The following is a 22849-nucleotide window of genomic DNA, read 5'->3' as shown; positions in this document are numbered from 1 at the left end:
TACTCATATATCTGTCTGTATTCAATTAACACCAGCAGATAAAAAATGAACAACAAAGCCCGATACTTTCGTATCAGGCTTTGTACCCAGAGCCGGGGTCGAACCGGCACGGCCTTGCAGCCACAGGTGTTTGAGACCAGCGCGTCTACCGATTCCGCCATCTGGGCATCCGTTTCCTCAGAAGCGGGATGCAAATGTATTTAAACTCTCCCTAATCCGCAACAAATATTTTTGCCGGTAATAAATATCTGCAATCTGGTTCAGCCGGCTTTCTTTGGCTTTGTCATCAAGTGTTTGGTAATCATGAGTCAGGGCGCTCAACTGCCCCTGTAAATCATTTTCCACTTCCAGCACTTCGGCGCTGATGCCGGCCAGTTGCTGGGCATCATCGGCTTCCATCAGGCGCTCATTCAGGTCCATCATCTCCATCAGAAAGTCGCCGGGCAGCTGCGGCTTGGCACCTTCCTGCAGCAAGTCGTGCTGCTGTAAAATGTACGCCAGCCGCTTGGCCGGATTGGCCAGCGTATGGTAAGCCTTGTTATTAATGGTCGACAGTTCCAGTATCTCGGCCTGCTTTTCTTCCGTATCAGTGGCATAAAAATCGGGGTGGTATTCCTTACTGTAGCGGTAAAACAGTTGTTTCAAGGCAGCCTGGTCTACCTCAAAGGATTCGGGCAGGTTATAGAAATCAAAAAAATTAATCATTGTCAAGCGTAAATAAGCCGGTTACGGTAACCGGCAGGTACAAGTATACACAATGGCAAATGAAAAAATATCTTCATCTTTGCTGGCTGATAAACACCCCGTTAAGTTATGCTGTTTGAACAAATGCGGCAAAAGCCGTTTTTTATATTAGGCCCCTGTGTAATTGAGAGCCAGGAGCTGCTTTACACCGTAGCCGAAACCGTAGCTGCATTACAGCAAAAATACCAGGTACCGGTGGTGTTCAAGTCGTCGTTCGATAAGGCCAACCGCACCTCCATCAAATCATACCGAGGGCCGGGTTTGGAAGCCGGGCTGGAGATGCTGAACAACGTGAAAGAGCGTTACCAGTTGCCGCTGATCACCGATATTCATGAAAGCTACCAGGCAGCTAAGGCGGCCGAGGTGGTAGATGTATTGCAGATACCCGCCTTTTTGTGCCGCCAGACTGATCTGCTGGTAGCTGCCGCGCAAACCGGCAAAATCGTGAACGTAAAAAAAGCGCAGTTCTTATCGGGGCATGATATGTATTACCCGGCGCAAAAAGTAGCCGATGCCGGTAATTCGCAGGTGATTTTAACTGAAAGGGGCAATGTATTTGGTTATAACAACCTGGCGGTTGATTTCAGGAATGTTTATGATATGAAGGCGTTCGGGTACCCGGTGTGTATGGATTGTACCCATTCGGTGCAGCGGCCCGGCGGCGCCAACGGTACCACCGGCGGCGACCGTACCTTTGTGCCCATGATGGCCCTGGCGGCTAAGGCCTTCGGTGCTAACGGCTACTTTATGGAAGTGCACCCCGACCCGGACCATGCCCTGAGCGACGGCCCGAACATGGTTAAGTTGCAGGACTTGGAAGGCATTATGCAATCATTAATAGACTAACCGCACGCGCAGGAGTATTTGCATGAAAGACATTGCCAAACGTGTATTCAACATTGAGATACAATCGCTACAGGAGGTTGCCGCCCGGCTGAACAGCGATTTTGATGATGTAATAAGTGCTATATCAGCCGTAAAAGGCAAGCTGGTAGTGGCCGGGGTAGGTAAATCGGGCATTGTGGGTAAGAAAATAGCGGCTACACTGGCCAGTACCGGCACACCGAGTTTCTTTTTACATCCCGGAGAAGCGTTTCACGGCGATTTGGGAATGATAGGACATGAGGATGCTGTACTGCTCATTTCTTACTCCGGCGAAACGGATGAGGTATTAAAAATTATTCCGTTTCTAAAGCATAACCAGAACCTGCTGATCGGCATCACCGGTAATCGTGATTCAACCATTGCCCGCAACTGCGATCATCACCTCGATGTTCGTATTACCACTGAAGCCTGTCCGCTCGAACTGGCGCCTACTTCATCAACCACCGCCACCCTGGTGATGGGCGATGCGCTGGCCGTAGCGCTCATGACCATCAAAAAATTTCAGCCCGAAGATTTTGCCCGTTACCATCCCGGCGGCAGTTTGGGCCGCAAACTGCTTACACGCGTAAAGGATAAAATGCGGACTGAAGCCTTACCCTACATCAACAGCAACGCCGGTTTTACGGAGTTGCTGCTTTGCATGTCGGCCGGGCGGCTGGGTTTAGTGATGATAGGCGATGCTAATTATGTGGAGGGCATTATCACCGATGGCGACCTGCGGCGGGCTTTATTGCATAACCCCAATACGCAGGAACTAAAAATCACAGAAATGATGACCCCGCAGCCAATTATCATCAGCGGGGACGAATTTGCAGGTGTGGCCGAACACCTGATGATTGAACGCAAGATTGCTACCTTACTGGTGGGCGATGCAGAGGCCCGGCGTGTAGCGGGCGTGTATCAGATTTATAATGAGTACTAATTGCTAAACCATTTAATTTCAAAGGCGTTGTATCAGGAAATAATTATACCATGAGTACAAAGCTTGACGAAAAGGAAGAAAAGGAAATTTACCAGGAGTTTAAGGAACTGGTGAACATGACGCCGGCCGCCCTGGAGAAATGGCTGAAAACCGACGAATCCAAAGCGGTAGGCTGGGATAGTGGCGACGGTGAATCCATCGGTCATAAATCCGGTGAAAGGATCATCGAAATTTTGCATACCAAACAGGCTGATTTGAAAGAAGCAGACTATAAACACATGCAAAAGGTTAACAGCTACATCAAGCGCCACAGCGCCCAAAAGCCAAAGGGTGATGTTTCGGAAACCAACTGGAACTACTCCCTTAAAAACTGGGGACATGATTACAGTAAGAAGTAAGCGGCAGCAGCCGCTTTTTTTATAACGGTATGCCGGGTATGCACAATCTCAAATTAAATTATATTTGCAGGCTATCATGTAATTTAAATGCTGCCGGTCTGCCATGCCTCTTGTATCTTCAAATCCACCATCTGCCGTTTTTAAGGCTCCATCACCTCTGCATATTGCCGTTATAGGTTTAGGATATGTAGGCTTGCCTTTGGCGGTTGAATTTGCCAAAAAATACCACGTGGTAGGCTTCGATACAAAAATATCCCGTATCAGCGAACTTAAGCAAGGCTTTGACCGTACACTGGAAGTAGATGCCGCTGTACTGGAAGCCATTACAGCCACATCGTATAACAGTATAGCGTTTTCAATCGCTAAAGAGGCTATTGCTCCCTGTAATGTATACATTGTAGCCGTACCTACACCAACAGATATGCACAACCGCCCCGACCTTACATTGCTGCAGCGGGCAACCGAAATGGTGGCAAGTGTGCTGAAGGCGGGTGATGTAGTAATTTATGAATCCACGGTTTACCCTGGTGCTACAGAAGAGTTTTGCGTACCGCTGCTTGAACAAAATTCAGGCTTACATTTTAATCTGGATTTTTTTGCAGGCTATTCGCCTGAGCGTATCAACCCCGGCGATAAGGTACACACATTAACCAATATTGTAAAGGTTACTTCCGGCTCAACGCCAGAATGCGCCGAGTTTGTAGATCAGCTGTATAAAAGCATCATTACCGCCGGCACACACCGTGCACCAAGCCTTAAGGTGGCCGAAGCCTGCAAGGTAATTGAAAATACACAGCGCGATGTGAACATTGCTTTTGTAAATGAACTGGCTAAGATCTTTAACCTGCTGGAGATAGACAGCAATGCCGTTTGGGAAGCTGCCCGCACCAAGTGGAACTTTATGAATTTCAGGCCGGGATTGGTAGGCGGGCATTGCACCGGCGTTGATCCTTATTACCTGGCCCAGCGTGCCCAGCAGGCCGGCTATCATCCTGAAATGATTCTGGCCGGCCGCCGCCTTAATGACGGCATGGGTACTTACATTGCCCTGGAAGTGATCAAGCTGATGGTAAAGCGTGATATTGCCGTAAAAAACTCCAGGGTGCTGGTTTTGGGCTTTACGTTTAAAGAAAACTGCCCCGATGTGCGTAACACAAGGGTAATAGATATATTAAAAGTGCTTTCAGAATTTGAGGTGAATTATGAAGTATATGACCCCTGGGCCAACCCGGATGAAGTGCTGCAGGAATACAGTGTTGTAACCGTAAAAAATGAGGATGATTTATCGGGTGCTTATGATGCCATAATTTTAGCCGTTGCCCATCAGCAATTTTATGAATTAAATTATGAAGTGCTTAAAAAAAGCGCCTCCTCGGTAATATTTGATGTGAAAGGCATATTGCCTGATCATATAACCGATGGCAGTTTATAGCTCATCTTCACATCAGCAATAGTTACTCGGGCTCACGGCAATACAATGAGCCTATGTGTTGTTTATCAGTTATAGTATACTTGTATCGTAAAGTCTTAACCAATTATATACCCTGATGCTTAACAATCAATGATACACAGATATAATACCTTTATAAAGGCAATTAATCTTACTATTGATTATATAATTTTAAACCTTAGTATGATGCTGGCTTACGCTATAAGCGGCCATACCTATATGGTTTGGGTAAACAATGGGCATTATTTTCCGGTAGTGCTGGTCTTTAACCTGGTCTGGTTACTTTCGGCTAATATTACCGGCGCTTATGAGTATGTGCTCAACCGCGATTCTATCACTACCTACCGGCTGGTGGCTAAAACCTACCTGCTGTTTGTATCCTTTATTTGTGTTACCATCATCATTATAATTGGCACCAAGGCCTATTTGGTAACACGCGAATACTTATTTTATGCGATACTGCTTTTCGGGTTTTTCCTGAGTTTATGGAAACTGATCTTTTTAAGCATACGAAAATCAGAACGCCGTTTTTTAGCTGATTATCGTAACGTGGTAATTGTGGGAAGCGGCCGTGTAGCTAATGATGTATATAATCACCTGATAGAAACCGTGGATCGCGGTTATCATGTAATGGGTATCTTTGATGATAACCCATACGCAGTTATCCGAAAAGAGTTGTACATGGGCAACACCGAAGACTGCATGGACTTTTTGGTAAAGAACGGGGTAGATGAAATATTCTGCACTTTACCAAACACCGAACACGAAAAAATAAAGCAGTTAATGATGGATGCGGACAGAAATCTCATCCGGTTTAAGTTTGTTCCGCAATATTACAATTTCGGTCAAAAGCCTACCCAGGTGCAAAGTTTAGGGCCAATACCGGTAATTTCCATTCGCCCCGAGCCATTGGAGAACATGCTGAACCGATTCACCAAGCGGTTATTCGATGTTGTTTTTTCAGTAGCAATTATTTTGTTTGTGTTCAGCTGGCTTTTTCCTATCCTTAGTTTAATTATACTTATACAATCCAAGGGGCCTGTATTTTTTGTACAAACCCGCTCGGGCCGCAACAACCAGCCATTTAAGTGCTTCAAGTTCAGGAGCATGGCCGTTAACGCCGAGTCTGACAGCAGGCAGGCTGTAAAGGGCGATGCGCGTATTACGCCGATAGGCGCCTTCATGCGCCGGACAAATTTAGATGAACTGCCGCAGTTTTTTAATGTGGTGCTGGGTAACATGTCTGTGGTAGGGCCGCGGCCGCACATGTTAAGCCATACCGAGCAGTATTCACAGGTGATAGACACTTTTATGGTGCGCCATTTCTTAAAGCCTGGCATAACCGGCTGGGCACAAGTGAATGGCCTGCGCGGAGAAACCAAAACTACCGATGCCATGCTGGCCCGTGTGGAGGCTGATGTATGGTATCTGGAAAACTGGTCTTTCCTGCTGGATATGAAAGTTATATTCCTTACATTTTGGAATACCGTAAAAGGAGATAAGAACGCGTTCTGATGGCCGTATTCTTTGATCAGTTGCACCGTGCGGTTAATATACCGCAGCCACCCCGCCGTATCGTGTCTCTGGTACCCTCGCAAACTGAACTGTTGTATGATCTGGGGCTTGCCGAACAAATGGCGGGATGTACCAAATTCTGCGTTCATCCAAAAGGGTTCAAAAATGAACTGACAGCGGTGGGCGGTACCAAGCAGGTGGATATGAAAGTAATTCACGAGCTTCAGCCCGATTTAATTATTGCCAACAAGGAAGAAAATCAGCGTGAAGATATTGAAGCTTTAATGCAGCAATACCCGGTTTGGATCAGTGATATTCAAAACTACACACAGGCGCTGGAAATGATAGCCGGTGTAAGCGCGGTTACCAATCGCAGCGAACAGGGTAACGAACTGATTAAGCGCATTGCGCATGAGTTTACAGCGTTAAGCCCGGTGGACAGTCTGCTTAACACGGTATATTTAATATGGCGCAAGCCTTACATGGCTGCCGGTACTGATACCTTTATTCATGACATGATGCAGCAATGCGGATTCAGGAACGCCATTACTGAAACGCGCTACCCGGCAGTAGCGCCCGAACGGTTGCAGCAGCTTAACCCGCAGGTGGTTGTGTTATCTTCCGAACCTTATCCGTTCAGGAAAAAGCATATTGCCGAGTTGCAGGCTTTGCTGCCTGGTGCACAAGTGCTGCTGGCGGATGGCGAAATGTTCTCGTGGTATGGCAGCAGGTTACGGTATGCGCCGGCTTATTTTACACAACTGCGGCAGCAGGTTACCGGCTTTAAATAAAATTTAGATTTTGTAATTTGTACACAAACGCTATATTTGCCCCACAATCCTGATGCGGAAGTGGCGTAATTGGTAGCCGCACCAGACTTAGGATCTGGCGCCGCGAGGCGTGGGGGTTCGAGTCCCTTCTTCCGCACATAGTTAGAAAAGCCGTTAATTCAGATTAACGGCTTTTTGCTTTATCACTTATCTGGAAAGCATTGCGGCCCTGTAGCACCACCCCCATACTGTAACACAATGTTTTTCTTAAAAAAAATGTAGCTGCAACCGTCATTATATTGGTGAATCTGTTGTGTAATTAAATCCTTTTTAAACAACAGGTACGAATATTTTCCTAATCCGCTCCTTGCAAAACCTACAGTTGTTTCTTTGCCGTTTTCTATAGAAATACAATGAGCATTTTCTAATAGACTCGTTATGTGTTTCAAGGTGTCATAATCCCAATTTAGTTTGTGCAGCATCTTATCCAGTTTATCAGAATGGTAAGCCATATCCCATTCTTGCTCAACAACGGTTTCTTTGTTTATAGTGTGCGTTATTTTTAAATCGATGCTCTCTTTTGTATTGACAATGTTGTTTGGAGTGTAAAATTCTATTGATACCTCATAATTAGGGGGAACTAACTGTTCGTAATAGCTTTTCAGAAGATTAATTTCCTTAAATCTTAAATCAATATTACTAATCATCTCTTTTTTACTGCTTCGAGGCAAAGAGTACATATAGAGTAAAAATTCCTTCGATTGTTCGTTACCTGAGTTATATACATCCAAAAATTCCTTTGACTTATCTTTTGGAATGTCTTTTAGTATTTCTCTAAGCAAAGAGTCTTTGTTAACAGATTTATTAAATTCCTGAGCAAACAGCGTTGCTGGATTCAATAATAAAACCGGAAGCAGTATCAGGGATAACACTATAAAAGCACTCTTTGGCTTCATATTAACCTGAGTTCGATTAATAAATAGTGTCGAATAATTGTCAATCACAAGAAATGCAAGTATATTTAAGTATCTGACATTCAAATATTTAAATACATTTCTTTATGATCGACTTCCATAAAATTACGGATATTTTCTGTCTTGCTGACGAGTTCTGCAAAGATTTTGACCGTACAACTGCGCCCTACCTGCTTGGCAAGCCGTCCAAGCGCCCGCCGGTGATGTCTAAAAGCGAGGTGATGTGCATCAGCCTGCTATTCCATTTGAGTGGTTTCCGATGCTTTAAACACTTTTATATGTTTTATATCCAGCGCCACATGCAGGCCGAGTTTCCCCGAACCGTATCTTACAACCGCTTTGTCGAATTGAGCCAAAGCGTACTTATGCCGATGACTTTATTCCTGAAGACCTGCTGCCTGGGCCATTGTACAGGCATTTCCTTTGTCGATTCCACACCCATCAGGGTCTGCCACAACAAGCGCATCAAAAGGAACAAGGTGTTTAAGGACATTGCCCAGGTGGGCAAGTCCACTATGGGCTGGTTCTATGGCTTTAAGCTGCATATTGTGATCAATGACAAGGGCGAAATATTAAACTTTGCCATCACTCAGGCCAACGTAGATGACCGCCAGCCGCTGAAAAATGAAAGCTTTCTCCAAGCGGTCTTTGGCAAATTGTTCGCTGACAAGGGATATATTTCTGAAAAGCTAACCCAAATACTTTTTATCAGTGATATCCACCTCATTACCAGTATACGCGATAACATGAAGAACAGCTTGATGAGTATGCATGATAAAATTATCCTGCGTAAACGGTCGGTTATTGAAACTGTTAATGATGAGCTTAAAAACATTTGCCAGGTAGAGCATTCCAGGCATCGTTCGTTTACCAACTTCCTTATCAACCTCATCGCAGGGCTTATCGCTTATGATTTCCTGCCTAAAAAGCCCGCCATCACCTTCCAGACTTCTTTCTCTTCTCAGTTGTCTGCCTTCTGATTAATCGAACTCAGGTTATTAATATGTTTCATGTTAATTTATAATGACAAATGTTAAGCGTTAAAATGTAATAAATTAATCGTTTGTGTACCGTATCCAAATATATACCGGCACACTTGCCATAAGCCCGATAAAGCCGCTATACACCGCTTTTTCCCCGGTGCCGGCAATCGCCCATAGAGAGAAGGCAAAAGCCAATAGAGCCAAAAGTATAGCACCAGTAACATTGCCTGTAATCCGCTCACGGTGTTTCAGGCGCACCATCAGATAGGCCATAGACGAGAACAGGTAGGGGATAAATACCATAAATACGGCCAGGCTCATCAGCAGTTTAAACTGGTCTACCAGCCCTTTGGTATAGTTTATAAGCATAAACAGCGACACCAGTATGCTGTTTATAATCATGCCCATGTAGGGTACCTGTTTGTTGTTCTCGCGGGCGAACAGGGCCGGAAAAAGCCGGTCTTTGGCAATGGCATAGAGCACCTGTCCCTGCACTAATATCCAGCCGTTTAACGCGCCAAAGGCGGCAATGGCAATACCGCCGCTTACCCAGTAACGCGCCTGCGGGCCGAACAGCTGCTGCGCTGCATCGGCATAGGGTGTAAGCGAATGGCGCAGCTGCGTTGCCGGTATCATGCCCATGATGCTGATACTGCCGGTAAAATAAACCAATACGGCTATCAATAAACCCAGTAAGGTAGCACGCGGTATGGTTCTTTCCGGATTGCTGACATTGCCGGCAGGTACCGAGGCGCTTTCGATGCCTACCAACGCAAAAACTGTAAAGGCCGCAGTAGTGGTAATAGCACCGAACACCGAGGTGCCGCTGCTGTTAAACGGATGAAAGTTTTCGGCCCTGATAAAGAACAGTCCGCCAATGCCTACAATGATTAAGGGCAATATCTTTAAAATTGTAGTAGCCAGTTGCAGCCGCCCCGAAACCACAACGCCCCGTGTATTGATCCAGGTGAGCAGCCAGATGGTAACTAACCCGGTACCTGCGGCGGCCACCGTGTGGGTAGCCAGCACCGGGAAAAAGACACTCAGGGCGCTTACCCACGAAATTACAATGGCAGCGTTGGCGCAGGACAAAGCGATAGCATAACTCCAGGCTACCAAAAAACCGGCAAAATCACCAAACCCGCTACGGGTATAGGCGTAAGGCCCGCCGGTAACCTGCGGCAGCAAGCGGCTCAGGTTACCAAATACCCGTGCCAGGAAGAAAGCGCCGATAGCCGAAAACAGCCAGCCCAGCAGGCTGATACTGCCAAACGAGGCCAGGGCAGCCGGCATCAGGAAAACGCCTGCACCAATCATGTTGCCTACTACAAGCGAGGTGCTTGTCCATAAGCCTAACTTCTTTTGCGATGGTTCAGAATGATGGGGCATGGTGATAAGAAAATTTGTGTTGCCGCCGAAGATAAGCATAACGGGCCTAATCTATCGGGCGGGCTGATACAGTTGTTGGTAATTAAAGGAACAGCGCTTATGGCAACTTCTGAAAAATAGTTACTTTTAGCTGCTGCATGGAACAAAAAAACAACAAACGCATGATATGGGCCTGGTCCATGTTCGATTGGGCCAATTCATCCTATAACTTAGTTATTACCTCAACGGTGTTTCCGGCCTATTATAACGCCATTACCACCAAAAAAATAAATGGAAAGGAGAACTATGATGTTAGCTTTTTCGGGCACCAGTTTGTAAATACGGCCTTGTTCAGCTATGTGCTGGCGTTTGCCTACCTGCTTATTGTTATTATGCTGCCCATTCTTACCTCCATTGCCGATTATAAAGGCAGTAAGAAGGCTTACCTGCAAATGTTTACCATTATTGGCAGCATCGCCTGCCTTGGGCTGTATTTTCTGGAGCCGCAAAAACCTATTGAGTTAGGGATGATCTGCTTCGGCATTGCGGCCATCGGGTACAGCGGGGGCTTTGTGTTCTACAATTCATACCTGCCGCAAATTGCCACTGCCGACCAGCAGGATGCCGTTAGCGCCAAAGGTTTCACCTACGGGTACATAGGCAGCGTGATTTTACAGATCGCCTGCTTCGTGATCATCAAATTTCCGCACCTGTTTCTTCTGGCCGATGATACTGCGGCGGTGCGGGTTTCATTTTTACTGGTAGGCATATGGTGGATCGGGTTTTCCCTCATTCCATTCAAAATCCTGCCCAAAGGCGAGCCCAACGCCGATGGACATAAGCAAAATGTTTTTACCGGCGGTTTTAAAGAGTTAGCTAAAGTATGGCGTAATGTAAAAAATATGCCTTTGCTAAAGCGTTACCTGCCTGCCTTCTTTTTTTACTCGGTAGGTGTGCAAACCGTTATGCTGGTAGCGGCCAACTTCGGCGCTAAGGTGTTGCACATGGGCGAAACCAGCTTAATTATCATTGTACTCATTATTCAACTCGTAGCTATAGCCGGTGCCTGGCTATTTTCAAAAATGTCGGCCCGGTATGGTAATATAAAAGCGCTGATTGCCATTGTATCTATATGGACAGTAGTTTGTATCGGCGCATATTTCATCACCCGCGAAAGTGAGTTTTACATCCTGGCAACAGTAGTGGGTTTGGTAATGGGAGGCGTACAGTCGCTGTCCCGCTCTACTTATTCTAAACTGATCCCGGAAAACATTCCCGATACCGCCTCGTATTTCAGCTTTTACGATGTTACCGAAAAGCTTTCCATTGTAATCGGTTTGTTTGCCTTTGGCTTTATCGAAGCCATTACCGGCAGTATGCGTAATTCCATAATTGCGCTCGACGCTTTTTTTATAGCCGGTTTATTACTGCTGATTGCCTTGTTGTTCGCCCAGCGCAAAAGCGATAACCTTGCGCCCGAAATAATTAACGATACCGAAAGCTGATGAAAGTAGAATTATTCGTACCCTGTTTTATTGATCAGCTTTGTCCGGATACGGCTTTTAATACGCTTAAGGTGTTGGAAAAGGCCGGTTGCCAGGTACATTATAACCCGGCGCAAACGTGTTGCGGGCAACCCGCTTTTAATGCAGGCTTTTGGGATGATGCCAAGGCAGTAGCCCAAAAGATGATTGATGAATATGATGAAGATACTATTATAGTAACGCCTTCCGCCTCCTGTACCGGTATGGTGAAAAATTATTATACCGATCTGTTTACCAATACTTCATCGCATAATAAATGCCGTACCATGCAGGGCAGCATCTATGAGCTATCAGATTTTTTGGTGAACATTATGCAGGCAGAATATTTTGGTGCCGAAATGGATGGCCGGGCGGTATATCACGACAGTTGCAGCGCCCTGCGAGAATGTAAAATTAAGGAGGAACCGCGCCGCCTGCTGAGCCATGTGCACGGCCTGGAGCTGGTAGAAATGCAGGCGGGTGATACCTGCTGCGGGTTTGGCGGAACCTTCGCTGTAAAGTTTGATGCCATATCAAGCGCCATGGCGCAGCAGAAGGTGCAACATGCGTTAGATGCCGGTGCCGAGTATATGATATCTACTGATGCCTCGTGCCTGATGCACCTGCAGAATTATATTGATAAGCATAAAATACAGCTGAAAACCATGCACCTGGCTGATGTGCTGGCGCATGGCTGGGGAAACATATAGCCGATGTTATAAGTATTGTTTGTTGCGCTGCCTGCCTTATCATCAGGGCGCAACAATTGCCTGCCGCTTCAGGGTTGAAAACCTGTCTTTGAATTTTAAAAATCTTGATTCGAAAAATTTGTAAGAAAAGTAGCTGGCTATCATAGAGATAACAAGAATTAAAACCGCCAGCATAATTGTAGCTATCAATGTATATTGATTGAAGTTCGGAAACATAAGTCTGCTAACTGTTCTCACCAGCTCAACAGCAATGGGATGAAGCATATACAGCCCGTACGTATACATGCCCCATTTACTTATAGCTTTATAATTTTCAAATTTATAAAAGGAATGCAAGGCAAAATTTTGTTCGGCTATTACAAAAGCGAAGAACAGGCAATTACCCAACCGCAAGAAAACGTGTAAGCCTGGATATACTGGTATCTGCGCTTCAACATATAACCATATAAAGCCCGCTATATACAATATATAGATTAAGGCCTTGCTCATTGAAGCTATAGTTTGCCTGAATTTACGCGAATAGTAGGTATAATAGCCCAATAATCCGCCTATGGCCAAATCGCCGCAAACGCTAAAGGTGCTGCCATACAGGTTGGTTTCATCATAGCGAATGCTGAACCGGTATGCATAACACAGCACAACTATAGCTGCTATGGCATACTTGATTTTTTTATTTGAAAAAATAAAAAATAACAGCGGCCATATCAGGTAAAACTGTTCTTCAACACAAACCGACCATGTGGCTCCCAAAACTGTTCCGCCTAACCTGTGCAATGCAAGTAAGTGATTGATATTAAAATTGGTAAGGAAGCTGATGACAGCAAAAAAGTTAAGATGAGAGGGTTTCCAGCCAAGTAAGGGGTAAATATTGTTAAATACCGCAAATTCAAGCACAACCAACAAGTAATAGAGCGGCCATATCCGAAGGATGCGCCTCATATAAAAGCCTGGTAAGCTGATTTTGTGGTGCCGCTGTTTTTCCTGAACTAACAGATAGGTAATCAAAAAACCGCTTAACACAAAAAAGCACGAAACGCCATTACCGCCAAGGTGCAGCAGGTGTATCGCAATACTTCCGCCAAAATGCGAACGGAATAACTTGGTGTGATAACTAAGCCAGATATTAAAGCTGTGCTGTATAAATACAGCAAAGAATGCCACAAAACGCAAACCATCAAGATTAGGAAAGAAAGTTTTGCCCTTATGCATAACGATGTTTCTGAAAACCGCCTGAACTTTTAATATTTAGTATTGATGATCTGCTCAAAAAGTAGATTTTAATAAACTGATTGTTCACTTATGGCCAGGTTGAAAAGATTTGCTTGTAACTTTAAGGAAATCTGTAATTTAAATATTGGAATATAAGATTGCTTTAAACGCTATATGTTAATCAAGACTTATGATTTTTAAAGACGAGATTACATTGCAAATGTACAACTTGATTTATAATATAAACACGATGGTTGTTGATGTTTATAAAAATGAGAGAGTGATAACAAAATTATTACAAAGCAGGCACTGCAAGTAACTTTAATTATTTTGTAAAAAAAGACCTTTTAACCGGGCGGGATAGGTATCTCCATCGGTAGTGCCGGCACCATTTACCATGTAGCCATTGGTGATGCTATCGCCAAAACAAACTATTTTTAATCCGGAAAGCAGCGGAGCGGTATCAGCCAGGATAGCGGAATATATGTAGTCTGACATTTTCTCATAGCCTGCTGCACTAAGGTGCAAACCGTCGCCCAGGTAAAGTGAGCTTAGCGTTGTCCCGGTGGCAGGCAGCGCCTCAAATTGACCCCTAACGTCAAGATATTTACAGTGCCTGGCATTGCTTACACTGATCATCATCGTACGCGCTGCATCAAGATTAGCTATCAGCTGCGCACTGTACAATTTATAACTGCTTAAGATAGGCGGGGGAGACATCAGGTAAACTGTTGCGCCTGTGGCTTGAATTGCCTCTACAATCTGTGTTAGGTTTTGCTGGTAAGTGTTAAGTATATTGCCACCCCAGCCGGCATCATTCGTGCCCACCATAATCAAAACAAGGTTGGGCTTCTCGTCAGTAACATCGCTTATCCTTTTCAGCAAATCGGCTGCAGTATCACCCGATACTCCTTTATTCACAATCGTGATGCGTTTTTCTATTTTAAGGGTAGTTTCAACAACATCAGGTTCAAAGTCGGCCTGCTGCTTCTTACATCCGTTGACGATGATAATTACCGCCATAAAAAAACAAAGGAAAATTCGTTTCATTCTGTATTAATACCCAAATATACGTTATGCCCAAACAGGTGTAAAATTAAAATATGTCAATAAAGTTTTACCAATATGCACTCCGCTTTCATTGTAGTAAATTTGTTGCCGCAAGCATCATTATCCAATTCAGCTTGATCCCATCAGTGTTCGGAAGCACCGAAAATGCATTAAACGACACAACTAAAAGCTCTAAAAAGTGTAAACCTTGTGTTTTTTCAACTTATTGAATATAAATGTATTAAATGATAAATTTTTAAAATTGTGTAAACTTTGGGTTTACACTTTGCGGAGTAGATAAAGGAGGTATATTACCCTTAGACGCAAGGCAGGAATCGAGGTATGCTCAACTTGTTTTCAGCGTCCGCCAGGCAGGTATATGGCTTGTTCTGGCTGTGGAGCGCAGAGATCAGTTTAGGATGAGCTAAAGGCATTAATTTCAACTAAAAAAGTCTGCCGGACACCTATGAGGGCGACACCAAAAATTGAACAGATAACAGTGAGGTTTGCTTACTGGTGCACAGGCAGGCCTTGTATGGGCAATGCAAATCACCGGCTTATTGTTATGTAAAATAATTTACCTTTGCCGCAAAGTCAGCATCACTTCTGTAGGTGATGATATTTTTTAGTATATTTATAATTGAACAATAAATCATAGTTGTAGATGATTAGTATTAAACTTCCTGATGGTTCCGTTCGTCAGTACGATAAGGGGATCACCTCATTGCAAATTGCACAATCCATTTCCGAAGGCTTAGCCCGCAATGTGCTGGCTGCCGAAGTAAACGGCCAGGTATGGGATGCCAGCCGCCCCATCGAGCAGGATTCGGATTTAAAGCTGCTTACCTGGAATGATGCCGCCGGTAAATCTACCTTCTGGCATTCATCGGCCCACCTGATGGCCGAGGCGTTGGAGGCATTGTATCCCGGCACCAAGTTCGGCATCGGCCCGGCTATTGAAACCGGTTTTTACTACGATGTGGATTTTGGCGACCGTGAGTTTTCTTCCGACGATTTCAAGCAGATTGAAGATAAGATTTTAGAACTGGCCAAAGCCAAAGAGCAGTTCATCCGCAAACCGGTAAGCAAAGAAGAAGCTACAGCCTACTTTACTGACAAGGGAGATGAATATAAGCTCGACCTGATTAAGGATCTGCCCGATGGTTCCATTACCTTTTACAGTCAGGGCAACTTTACCGATCTGTGTCGTGGCCCGCATATCCCCAATACCGGCTTTGTTAAAGCGGTAAAACTGATGAACACTGCCGGCGCCTACTGGCGCGGCGATGAAACCCGCAAGCAGCTCACCCGTATTTACGGTGTTACCTATCCGAAGCAGAGCGAACTTACCGACTACCTCAAGATGATTGAGGAAGCCAAGAAGCGCGATCACCGTAAGCTGGGTAAGGAGCTGGAACTGTTTGCCTTCTCCGAAAAGGTAGGTATGGGGTTACCGCTATGGTTACCTAAAGGTGCAGCATTGCGCGAACGTTTGGTTAACTTCATGCAAAAGGCCCAAACCAAAGCCGGTTACGAGCAGGTGATCACCCCGCATATCGGCCACAAAAACCTGTATGTAACTTCGGGGCACTATGATAAGTATGGTAAGGATAGTTTTCAGCCGATAAAAACACCGCAGGAAGGGGAGGAGTTCTTTTTAAAGCCGATGAACTGCCCGCACCATTGCGAAATTTACAAAACCAAGCCCCGCTCTTACAAGGATTTGCCCGTGCGCTTTGCCGAGTTTGGTACCGTTTACCGCTATGAGCAAAGCGGCGAGCTGCACGGCTTAACCCGTGTACGCGGCTTTACGCAGGATGATGCCCACCTGTTTTGCCGGCCCGACCAAGTGAAGGATGAATTTAAAAAGGTGATTGACCTGGTGCTGTATACGTTTACAGCTTTGGGCTTTGATAATTATACGGCACAGGTATCGCTGCGCGATCCGGATAACAAGACCAAATACATTGGTTCTGATGAAAATTGGGCGCTGGCAGAAGCAGCCATCATTGAAGCCGCTGAGGAAAAGAACCTGCCAACCGTTATTGAATACGGCGAAGCGGCGTTTTATGGGCCGAAGCTGGACTTTATGGTGAAGGATGCCTTGGGCCGCAAGTGGCAGCTGGGTACCATTCAGGTAGATTATAACCTGCCCGAACGTTTTGAGCTGGAATACAACGGCAGCGACAACCAGAAGCACCGCCCGGTAATGATTCACCGTGCGCCCTTTGGCTCCTTAGAGCGTTTTGTGGCAGTACTGATTGAGCACTGCGCCGGTAACTTTCCGTTATGGCTATCGCCCGAGCAATATGTAATTTTGCCTATATCTGAAAAATATGAAGATTATGCAAAAAAACTTTCAGAAACGCTTGCAATTGCCGATATTCGCGGGCTAATTGATTTCAGGGACGAGAAGATCGGCAGAAAAATCCGTGATGCTGAAATCAAAAAGATACCCTACATGTTAATCGTAGGCGAAAAGGAGGCTGCAGAAGGCACCGTTTCGGTTCGTAAACATGGCCAGGGCGATTCAGGCAGTTTAACGATAGAAGAATTTATACAACAAATAACAAAAGAAATAACCATATAACTTGGCATTAAATAAACCAAATTTCAGCAGAGGGCCGCGTCCTCCTTTTAAAAAGAAGGAAGCAGAGCATAATATTAATCAATTTATCAGGGCTCAGGAAGTTCGCCTGGTAGGTGATAACTTAGAGCAGGGCATCTTTTCTTTGCGTGATGCGCTGGCTATTGCTGAACAGCAGGAATTAGATCTGGTTGAAATCTCTCCGAACGCAGTTCCTCCCGTTTGCCGTGTAATAGACTATAACAAGTTTATTTACGAGCAGAAAAAGAAGCTGAAGGAAATTAAAAGTAACGCCAAGCAAACGGTAATTAAGGAGATCCGTTTCGGCCCGAACACCGATGATCATGACTTTAACTTTAAAATGAAGCATGCCATCAGCTTTTTAGAAGCCGGTGAAAAGGTTCGGGCTTACGTGCATTTCAAAGGCCGCGCCATTGTGTACAAAGAGCAGGGCGAAATTTTATTGCTTAAATTTGCCCAGGCGCTTGAAGAAGTAGGCAAGGTAGAGCAATTGCCAAAGCTGGAAGGCAAGCGGATGTTTTTAACCGTAGCGCCTAAGGCAGCCAAGAAATAGAATAATTAATGTGCAGATTTCAGATGTGCAGATGTGCAAATGAGACTGCCCCCATAAAGCAAAACCCGCTGTGTACTTATCTGCACATCTGCATATCAGCACATCAGCACATTAATAAATAACAGTTATGCCAAAAATGAAAACCAATTCCAGTGCAAAAAAGCGTTTTAAGCTTACTGGAACCGGTAAAATTGCCAGAAAAAACGCATACAAAAGCCACATCTTAACCAAGATGTCGACCAAGCGTAAGCGTGCCCTGGGCCAGACCAGCTTAGTGTCTGATGCCGACATGGGTAACGTAAAACGTATGCTTTGTATCGGTAAGTAATTAATTTTTTAACCAGGTATTAGAGTACAAAAGTCTGGCTTAAGGCCGGCACTCACTACCAAAACAACAACAACATGCCACGTTCGGTAAACGCAGTAGCGTCAAGAAGAAGAAGAAAGAAAATCATGGACCTTGCCAAAGGTTACTATGGTTCTCGCAGCAAGGTATACACCGTTGCAAAAAACACAGTAGAAAAAGGTTTACAGTACGCCTACCGCGACCGTAAAACCAAGAAAAGAGAGTTCCGCGCCTTGTGGATTCAGCGTATCAACGCCGGTGCACGCCAGTTAGGTATCTCTTACTCGCAATTGATGGGTAAGTTAGCCGCTAAAGAAATCGGCTTGAACCGTAAGGTATTAGCCGATTTGGCAATGAACCACCCGGAAGCTTTTAAAGCTGTGGTTGATGCAGTAAAGTAATTGCATGAATATTAAAAGAAAAAAACCGCTTATTTAAGCGGTTTTTTTCTTTTATAGCTCTTTTTTAAACTATTATAACACATGATGATCGGCGTTGCCAGTTTGGCTACTGTCCCCATCACTGTATTGATAGGGCTTATCGTTAATGTCCATGTACTGCTTAAAGTTGCGTACATCATCATCTACCATCTTCTTAAATATCGGGCTGATTACGGTAGCCACACCCAAACCTACGCCGCCTGCCGGTGGCTGGTAAGTAATTACTACATCTATAATGGTTCCTTTGCCATCTTCGGCATCTTTGAAACGCACTTTACCGGCATTGTCGATCATCGAGCCTTCCACCGAACTCCAGCCAATCATTTCATTGGGTTCGTCTTTCACAATCTCGGCATCCCAGCTTACCTTAGCTACGCCGGTAGGCAGTTTTAATACCCAGTGCGAGCGTTTTTCGTCAATCACTTCTACACTTTCCAGGTGCTGCATAAACAAAGGCAGGTTATCCAGTTTGCGCCAGAATTTATATACTTCCTCACGCGGCTTATCTATAGTAAATGAGCTGCGGATGTTCACATTCACCGGGTCGGTGTTCACTTTGCCCAAACGGGTGTATAATTCGCAATGCCCGGTAACGCCGCGGTTCAGCAGGTAGCCGCCTGCACCTAACTTAACGATACTGCTGAAGGGGCTTTTTATAATACCGGCCAGGCCGGATAAAGCAATTCTTGCACCTGCCGCTATTGAAATATAGCGTTCCGGCCATTCCAGGTTGATGGGGCCGCTTTCGGTGGTATCCGTATGTAATAACAAAGTGTCTTTTAATGCTGAATCTGCCATGGTGTTTGTTTTTTGATAGGTGAAAAATAAACACGCAGCGAATACAGTAGTTTTGTTTATCTTAAATTATTTAGTGTTATACTTAAATTTAAAGCGATTAAGATTAGGGAGATGTTCCTTTTTTCTGTTTAATTCATACTCATAAATAAGATAACCCAGATTTTTCAGAAAGGGTAAACATACCGTATCATATTCGTACTTATTATTGTTGTAAATACCGTCCTCATTGGATTGTATCACGGCGGTAAGCATAAATTCCACCTTGTTTTGAAAATCAGTAAAATAGGCGTTGTCTATCATATAGCCGTAAGAGTCGCCGATTTTGTTAAATATCCGAAGCGTTGGCTGAACACCGATGGTAGAATCGGAGCCATAGTACAGGAATTTTTCGCTCAAGGCGCTATGCGCAGGCGCAGTATATCCCGTAATCCCGCTTTCGGGTGGGTACATGCTCATGTATTTATAAATCAGTTCATAATCCTCATCCGTCAAATTAAAGCGTTGTTCGGGCAGATAAGCTTCCGGAAACATAAGGCTTTTCATAATGCGCTGCTGATCAATGACCGGAAAGACGTTCATCTTACTGAAATCAAAAGGCTGCATCACCAACTGGTCTTTACTGTCCAGATAACCTTTACCCTGCTGCATATTGCTTAACTGCATCGGGTAATCGCTCTCATCATATTGTTCCGGCTGGTGGTACAGCAGCTTGCCGGAAGGCGTATAAAAATCGGCAGGATTGGTATGCCTTGCGTTTTCGCCGCCATCGCCCACAGCCAGGCGGCCAATGATACGGGTATTGTACAGGCCGTACCGCTTCAGTTTCTGGTTAATCTCCTTCCGCCCTACAAATTCATACAGCCGGTTGTAGGCATCATTATCACTCACCAGCAAAATGCGTTTAATGTATTGCGCAATGCTGGGTTTCCCGCTTTTTGCAGTGGTATCAGCAGTAACTTTGGTTTGCTTCGCGAAGGCGCTGTCAGTAAACATTACGCTTTGCCTGTTTAATCCTTTTATGCCCAGCCGGTTCAGTTTTTCAAGCGCAAAGATGAGCACAGGCAGCTTTACGGTACTGGCGGGGTAAAAGTAGCGGTCGGCAGTTAAGCGATAACTGTAAGATTTAAACGATGGGAAATTATGCTTATCCCGGTTTATCTGGGTATACAGAATTTGCACCTCGTTCTGCTGCGGATGGGCCAGTACTTTGCCAAATAAATCAGGGTGGGCTTGCAGCAGGGTTTTTAGAAATACTGTATCCGTGGATTGTGCATCACACATTGTACTGTACATAAATAATAGTGTAAGAATAAGGCGGGTTAAATATTTCATACCCATAAATATAAACAGTGGGGCGGCATTTGCTAAACTTATTGTAAGTTTGCTGCGCATTTGGTTTCCGGCCGTGGCCGGAATTAAAAGGGAATACCGGTGTAAATCCGGAGCTGTCGCGCAGCTGTAAGTTCCATTAAGTTGTTATCCATTCTTTAGCCACTGAAAGTAAGCTTTCGGGAAGGCCGGATAGCAGCGGAACGAGCCAGAAGACCTGCCCAATGCATGATATGGTTCACAGCTTTCGCGGTATAAAGCTTTGGATATGAATTACTCATCTGATCAGTGTGTTTTCATTTCTGACGATTTTTTGCTTTTGCGTGTGCTGTGGGTTAACACTCACAAAACATGAAAAAAAACTATGTAAAGGTTGTGGCAGGCCTGGGGCTTGCTCAACTCGTGCTGCTTAACATGGCAGCTCATGCGCAAACGGACTCTACCCGTGTGCTGAATGATGTGGCGATACAAGCCACCAAGATTAACCAGAAACAGTCCCAGTCAGGCAAGGTGATTAGCGTAATTACCCGCCAGCAGCTGGAGCGCAGCTCCGGCAAATCGGTGGCGCAACTGCTCAATGAGCAGGCCAGCATCGTGGTAAACGGTGCGGGCAGCAATTCGGGCCTTAACAAAAGCGTTTACCTGCGTGGTGCCGACAACAAGTACACGCTTGTTCTATTAGATGGCGTATTGGTGAGTGACCCATCGGGATTAGGCGGGGCTTTCGACCTGCGTTTGCTGGCTGTTGATCAGATAGACCATATCGAGATCCTATATGGAGGGCAGTCCACACTTTACGGGTCTGATGCTGTAGCCGGTGTAATTAATATTGTTACCAAGAAGCAGGCGCAGAATGGATTAAACATAAATGGCGTATTGGCTGCCGGCAGTTATGGTACAGCCAAAGGCAGTATAGGCTTAAACAGCCGGATCGATAAGTTTAGTTATAACCTGAATTATACCCATGAGCGTACCGATGGGGTTTCTGAAGCAGCCCGCCCTGCCGGCAGCACTGCTTATTTTGATAAGGACGGCAATGTGCAGGATGCCTTAAATGCGCAGTTCGGCATTGAAGCAACGCAGCGCCTGCATATCAATCCGTTCATCCGTTACTATTACGGAAATTATAAATATGATGATGGCGGCTTTACAGACGCTGCCAACTCTAACTTTGTAAGGCACTTAAATACAGGCACCAATGCAGTTTATTTGTTGAACAAAGGATCAATAAACTTTAACTACAGTTACGAAAATACCAGTCGTAATTATAACACCCAATATGGTAACTCTCCCCAAAAGGGAAGATTGAACTTTTTTGAACTGTATTTGAATCATCAGTTAGGAAAACACTTAACCCTGCTGGCTGGTGTGGATAACCGCTACAGCCGTATCAATGCCTCAGGGCAAACCAGGCTCGATTCGTCGGCTAACCTGTTTGCGGCTTATGGGTCGCTTTATTTAAGTAATGTTGGTTCTGTATTTAATCTGGAGGCAGGGGCAAGATATAATCACCAGAGTAATTATGGCAGCAACTGGACTTATTCCATAACTCCATCAGTAAACCTGTTACCCAATAATGAACTTAAATTATTTGGTACGGTATCTACTTCGTTCAAAGCGCCTGATCTGAGCGCATTATTCGGGCAATATGGTGCAAACCCAAGCTTAAAACCCGAAAAGTCGAATAATTATGAGGCTGGCTTTAGTACTCAGCTTTTTAACAATGTATTTAATCTGCGTGCCGATATATATAAGCGCCGCGTTACCAATGCCATTGTATACCTTACACCGCAAGGCTATTTTAACCAGGACCGGCAAATTGTTAAAGGAATTGAAGTTGAGCCATCAGTAAACGTTGGTATATTTAGCTTTAAGGGATATTATACCTATCTGAAGGCGGCGGCCATTACGTTAACGCCAAATGCAGCACCACAACAGCTCAATTTCCTTTATCGCAGACCGGCGCATACGGTTGGTTTGCTCATGGCAGTACAGGGCACAGAGAAGCTGTATTTTAATATTAACTTCCGCCACTACAGTAACCGCAACGATTTATTCTTTGATTACAGCACCTTCACCAATCAGCAGCAGCAGTTAAAAGGTTATTCACTGCTGGACGCTTATGCAGAGTACAAGATCATTAGTAACCGCTTCAAGCTTTTTGTAGATGTAAAGAACATACTGAACGAAAAATATGCAGACTTGTACGGCTATACAGCCTTAGGCACTAACTTTAATGCCGGCCTGAGCTTTAACATTCACCGTTAGTTGATT

21 protein-coding genes, 2 tRNA genes and 1 riboswitch are annotated in these 22849 nt (G+C 44.9%); of the genes, 15 read left to right on the top strand and 8 right to left on the bottom strand.

Translation table 11 applies throughout. From position 1 onward, the window contains the following. Window positions 1–83: 83 nt before the first annotated feature. Together ACY652_RS00410 and hscB are read right to left on the bottom strand one after the other, a co-directional pair. Window positions 84–167, bottom strand: a tRNA-Leu gene (locus ACY652_RS00410). 10 nt (window positions 168–177) lie between these two features. Continuing rightward, a complete protein-coding gene (gene hscB / locus ACY652_RS00405; RefSeq protein ID WP_462265945.1) occupies window positions 178–705 on the bottom strand; it encodes a Fe-S protein assembly co-chaperone HscB in 528 nt (175 codons plus the stop codon). A gap of 108 nt (window positions 706–813) precedes the next feature. Here hscB and kdsA point away from each other — a divergent pair, with 108 nt between their 5' ends. The 7 genes from kdsA to ACY652_RS00370 all read left to right on the top strand — a co-directional run bounded on the left by kdsA (window position 814) and on the right by ACY652_RS00370 (window position 6841). Beyond that, window positions 814–1590, top strand: coding sequence for a 3-deoxy-8-phosphooctulonate synthase (kdsA, locus tag ACY652_RS00400; RefSeq protein ID WP_462265944.1), 777 nt, complete (start codon window positions 814–816; stop codon window positions 1588–1590). A gap of 22 nt (window positions 1591–1612) precedes the next feature. Beyond that, the gene (locus ACY652_RS00395; RefSeq protein ID WP_462265943.1) at window positions 1613–2551 is read left to right on the top strand and encodes a KpsF/GutQ family sugar-phosphate isomerase; all 939 of its coding nucleotides are present in this window, start codon (window positions 1613–1615) and stop codon (window positions 2549–2551) included. A 50-nt stretch (window positions 2552–2601) separates the two neighbouring features. Then, entirely contained in the window at window positions 2602–2949 is a 348-nt protein-coding gene (locus tag ACY652_RS00390; protein WP_462265942.1) for a DUF3140 domain-containing protein, read from the top strand. 103 nt (window positions 2950–3052) lie between these two features. Next, window positions 3053–4381 carry a nucleotide sugar dehydrogenase gene (locus ACY652_RS00385; RefSeq protein WP_462265941.1) on the top strand — a complete coding sequence of 443 codons (1329 nt, stop codon included), beginning with the start codon at window positions 3053–3055 and terminating at the stop codon, window positions 4379–4381. Window positions 4382–4510: 129 nt separating this feature from the next. Continuing rightward, window positions 4511–5914 carry an undecaprenyl-phosphate glucose phosphotransferase gene (locus ACY652_RS00380; protein WP_462265940.1) on the top strand — a complete coding sequence of 468 codons (1404 nt, stop codon included), beginning with the start codon at window positions 4511–4513 and terminating at the stop codon, window positions 5912–5914. Beyond that, window positions 5914–6705 (top strand): ABC transporter substrate-binding protein, encoded by a 792-nt coding sequence (locus ACY652_RS00375; RefSeq protein WP_462265939.1) that lies wholly within the window; start codon window positions 5914–5916, stop codon window positions 6703–6705. The genes ACY652_RS00380 and ACY652_RS00375 overlap by 1 nt, the downstream gene beginning before the upstream one ends. A gap of 54 nt (window positions 6706–6759) precedes the next feature. After that, window positions 6760–6841: transfer RNA gene (locus ACY652_RS00370), tRNA-Leu, on the top strand. A gap of 46 nt (window positions 6842–6887) precedes the next feature. On the opposite strand, the gene ACY652_RS00365 is transcribed toward ACY652_RS00370, so the two are convergent. Further along, on the bottom strand, window positions 6888–7640 hold the full coding sequence (locus tag ACY652_RS00365) for a hypothetical protein (protein ID WP_462265938.1): 753 nt from the start codon (window positions 7638–7640) through the stop codon (window positions 6888–6890). Window positions 7641–7744: 104 nt separating this feature from the next. Here ACY652_RS00365 and ACY652_RS00360 point away from each other — a divergent pair, with 104 nt between their 5' ends. Then, a complete protein-coding gene (locus ACY652_RS00360) occupies window positions 7745–8638 on the top strand; it encodes an IS982 family transposase (protein ID WP_462265937.1) in 894 nt (297 codons plus the stop codon). Between the two features lie 75 nt (window positions 8639–8713). On the opposite strand, the gene ACY652_RS00355 is transcribed toward ACY652_RS00360, so the two are convergent. Continuing rightward, window positions 8714–10030 (bottom strand): amino acid permease, encoded by a 1317-nt coding sequence (locus ACY652_RS00355; protein WP_462265936.1) that lies wholly within the window; start codon window positions 10028–10030, stop codon window positions 8714–8716. Window positions 10031–10167: 137 nt separating this feature from the next. Here ACY652_RS00355 and ACY652_RS00350 point away from each other — a divergent pair, with 137 nt between their 5' ends. Continuing rightward, window positions 10168–11514, top strand: a complete 1347-nt coding sequence (locus ACY652_RS00350; RefSeq protein ID WP_462265935.1) for an MFS transporter — start codon at window positions 10168–10170, stop codon at window positions 11512–11514. Further along, on the top strand, window positions 11514–12242 hold the full coding sequence (locus ACY652_RS00345) for a (Fe-S)-binding protein (RefSeq protein ID WP_462265934.1): 729 nt from the start codon (window positions 11514–11516) through the stop codon (window positions 12240–12242). Before ACY652_RS00350 ends, ACY652_RS00345 begins: the two co-directional genes overlap by 1 nt. 42 nt (window positions 12243–12284) lie before the next feature. Here the strand turns inward: ACY652_RS00345 and ACY652_RS00340 are convergent, their stop codons facing one another. Together ACY652_RS00340 and ACY652_RS00335 are read right to left on the bottom strand one after the other, a co-directional pair. After that, on the bottom strand, window positions 12285–13451 hold the full coding sequence (locus ACY652_RS00340) for an acyltransferase family protein (protein WP_462265933.1): 1167 nt from the start codon (window positions 13449–13451) through the stop codon (window positions 12285–12287). A 321-nt stretch (window positions 13452–13772) separates the two neighbouring features. Beyond that, window positions 13773–14501, bottom strand: a complete 729-nt coding sequence (locus tag ACY652_RS00335) for an SGNH/GDSL hydrolase family protein (RefSeq protein WP_462265932.1) — start codon at window positions 14499–14501, stop codon at window positions 13773–13775. Window positions 14502–15165: 664 nt separating this feature from the next. Between ACY652_RS00335 and thrS the strand changes: the two genes are divergently transcribed. The 4 genes from thrS (at window position 15166) to rplT (ending at window position 18409) form a co-directional block, all read left to right on the top strand. Continuing rightward, entirely contained in the window at window positions 15166–17091 is a 1926-nt protein-coding gene (gene thrS / locus ACY652_RS00330) for a threonine--tRNA ligase (RefSeq protein WP_462265931.1), read from the top strand. A gap of 1 nt (window position 17092) precedes the next feature. Further along, window positions 17093–17662, top strand: coding sequence for a translation initiation factor IF-3 (gene infC, locus ACY652_RS00325; protein ID WP_462265930.1), 570 nt, complete (start codon window positions 17093–17095; stop codon window positions 17660–17662). A gap of 127 nt (window positions 17663–17789) precedes the next feature. Then, window positions 17790–17990, top strand: a complete 201-nt coding sequence (gene rpmI, locus ACY652_RS00320) for a 50S ribosomal protein L35 (protein WP_090525627.1) — start codon at window positions 17790–17792, stop codon at window positions 17988–17990. A gap of 74 nt (window positions 17991–18064) precedes the next feature. Beyond that, entirely contained in the window at window positions 18065–18409 is a 345-nt protein-coding gene (gene rplT / locus ACY652_RS00315) for a 50S ribosomal protein L20 (protein WP_462265929.1), read from the top strand. Window positions 18410–18481: 72 nt separating this feature from the next. On the opposite strand, the gene ACY652_RS00310 is transcribed toward rplT, so the two are convergent. Beyond that, window positions 18482–19246, bottom strand: a complete 765-nt coding sequence (locus ACY652_RS00310; RefSeq protein WP_462265928.1) for an SRPBCC family protein — start codon at window positions 19244–19246, stop codon at window positions 18482–18484. 66 nt (window positions 19247–19312) lie between these two features. After that, complete coding sequence (locus tag ACY652_RS00305; RefSeq protein WP_462265927.1) at window positions 19313–20578, bottom strand: serine hydrolase; 1266 nt, start codon at window positions 20576–20578, stop codon at window positions 19313–19315. 44 nt (window positions 20579–20622) lie between these two features. Then, a riboswitch (cobalamin riboswitch) is annotated at window positions 20623–20814 on the top strand. Between the two features lie 112 nt (window positions 20815–20926). Here ACY652_RS00305 and ACY652_RS00300 point away from each other — a divergent pair. Next, the gene (locus ACY652_RS00300; RefSeq protein WP_462265926.1) at window positions 20927–22843 is read left to right on the top strand and encodes a TonB-dependent receptor plug domain-containing protein; all 1917 of its coding nucleotides are present in this window, start codon (window positions 20927–20929) and stop codon (window positions 22841–22843) included. Window positions 22844–22849 lie beyond the last annotated feature (6 nt).

This window comes from Mucilaginibacter sp. (assembly GCF_965200995.1).
GTDB lineage: Bacteria > Bacteroidota > Bacteroidia > Sphingobacteriales > Sphingobacteriaceae > Mucilaginibacter.
Note: the sequence above shows the minus strand (reverse complement) of the source record. Positions and strands in the feature narration are given on the sequence as shown.

Bases quoted from the DNA above. Each gene is read 5' to 3' on its own strand.
- hscB (WP_462265945.1), bottom strand. From the start codon at position 705: ATGATTAATTTTTTTGATTTCTATAACCTGCCCGAATCCTTTGAGGTA.
- kdsA (WP_462265944.1), top strand. From the start codon at position 814: ATGCTGTTTGAACAAATGCGGCAAAAGCCGTTTTTTATATTAGGCCCC.
- ACY652_RS00395 (WP_462265943.1), top strand. From the start codon at position 1,613: ATGAAAGACATTGCCAAACGTGTATTCAACATTGAGATACAATCGCTA.
- ACY652_RS00390 (WP_462265942.1), top strand. From the start codon at position 2,602: ATGAGTACAAAGCTTGACGAAAAGGAAGAAAAGGAAATTTACCAGGAG.
- ACY652_RS00385 (WP_462265941.1), top strand. From the start codon at position 3,053: ATGCCTCTTGTATCTTCAAATCCACCATCTGCCGTTTTTAAGGCTCCA.
- ACY652_RS00380 (WP_462265940.1), top strand. From the start codon at position 4,511: ATGATACACAGATATAATACCTTTATAAAGGCAATTAATCTTACTATT.
- ACY652_RS00375 (WP_462265939.1), top strand. From the start codon at position 5,914: ATGGCCGTATTCTTTGATCAGTTGCACCGTGCGGTTAATATACCGCAG.
- ACY652_RS00365 (WP_462265938.1), bottom strand. From the start codon at position 7,640: ATGAAGCCAAAGAGTGCTTTTATAGTGTTATCCCTGATACTGCTTCCG.
- ACY652_RS00360 (WP_462265937.1), top strand. From the start codon at position 7,745: ATGATCGACTTCCATAAAATTACGGATATTTTCTGTCTTGCTGACGAG.
- ACY652_RS00355 (WP_462265936.1), bottom strand. From the start codon at position 10,030: ATGCCCCATCATTCTGAACCATCGCAAAAGAAGTTAGGCTTATGGACA.
- ACY652_RS00350 (WP_462265935.1), top strand. From the start codon at position 10,168: ATGGAACAAAAAAACAACAAACGCATGATATGGGCCTGGTCCATGTTC.
- ACY652_RS00345 (WP_462265934.1), top strand. From the start codon at position 11,514: ATGAAAGTAGAATTATTCGTACCCTGTTTTATTGATCAGCTTTGTCCG.
- ACY652_RS00340 (WP_462265933.1), bottom strand. From the start codon at position 13,451: ATGCATAAGGGCAAAACTTTCTTTCCTAATCTTGATGGTTTGCGTTTT.
- ACY652_RS00335 (WP_462265932.1), bottom strand. From the start codon at position 14,501: ATGAAACGAATTTTCCTTTGTTTTTTTATGGCGGTAATTATCATCGTC.
- thrS (WP_462265931.1), top strand. From the start codon at position 15,166: ATGATTAGTATTAAACTTCCTGATGGTTCCGTTCGTCAGTACGATAAG.
- rpmI (WP_090525627.1), top strand. From the start codon at position 17,790: ATGCCAAAAATGAAAACCAATTCCAGTGCAAAAAAGCGTTTTAAGCTT.
- rplT (WP_462265929.1), top strand. From the start codon at position 18,065: ATGCCACGTTCGGTAAACGCAGTAGCGTCAAGAAGAAGAAGAAAGAAA.
- ACY652_RS00310 (WP_462265928.1), bottom strand. From the start codon at position 19,246: ATGGCAGATTCAGCATTAAAAGACACTTTGTTATTACATACGGATACC.
- ACY652_RS00305 (WP_462265927.1), bottom strand. From the start codon at position 20,578: ATGAAATATTTAACCCGCCTTATTCTTACACTATTATTTATGTACAGT.
- ACY652_RS00300 (WP_462265926.1), top strand. From the start codon at position 20,927: ATGAAAAAAAACTATGTAAAGGTTGTGGCAGGCCTGGGGCTTGCTCAA.